The following is a 651-nucleotide window of genomic DNA, read 5'->3' as shown; positions in this document are numbered from 1 at the left end:
GGGCGGCCGGAGGACAGGGCGGCGGGGAGGCGGCGCTGCTGCTGCGGGCGGTGCGGCAGTGGCGGTACGCGGCGGGGCTCGCCCTTGACGGGCTCGGCTTCGTGTTCCAGATCCTCGCGTTGCGCTCGGTGCCGATCTACGCGGTGGGCGCCGCGCTGGCCGCGAGCCTCGCGGTGACGGCGGTGGTCGCGGCGCGGCTGCTGCGGGTACGTCTGAGCGGGCCAGAGTGGGCGGCGGTCGGCGTGGTGTGCGCCGGGCTCGCGCTGCTCGGGCTGGCCTCGGGCGCGGAGGGCGACCGCAGCGGCCCGGCCTGGCTGCCGTACGCACTGCTCGCGACGGCGGCGGGGGTACTGCTGCTCGGCGCGGTGGGCGGCCGGCTCTCGGGACGGCCGCGGGCGCTGCTCCTCGGGCTCGGCGCAGGGTGCGGCTTCGGGGTGGTGGAGGTGGCGGTCCGCCTGGTCGGCTCCCTTCGCCCGTACGCCCTGTCGACCGACCCGTCCCTCTACGCCCTGCTCCTCGGCGGCGGTGCCGCCTTCCTGCTCCTGACCTCGGCGCTGCAGCGCGGCTCGGTCACCACGGCCACGGCCGGGATGGTCCTCGGCGAGACCCTGGGCCCGGCGGCGGTGGGCGTGCTCTGGCTGGGCGACCGCA

Annotated in this window: 1 protein-coding gene; it reads left to right on the top strand. The window is 78.3% G+C overall.

Going from position 1 to position 651, the window contains the following annotated elements:
- A partial coding sequence (locus GT030_RS24035) for a hypothetical protein (protein WP_161202882.1) occupies nucleotides 1-651 on the top strand: 651 nt, incomplete at both ends.

The sequence above is a fragment of the Streptomyces sp. SID1328 genome (genome assembly GCF_009865595.1).
Taxonomy (GTDB): Bacteria; Actinomycetota; Actinomycetes; order Streptomycetales; family Streptomycetaceae; genus Streptomyces; species Streptomyces griseoluteus.
The sequence above is the reverse complement of the archived record's forward strand: the minus strand, read 5'-3'. Positions and strand labels throughout refer to the sequence as shown.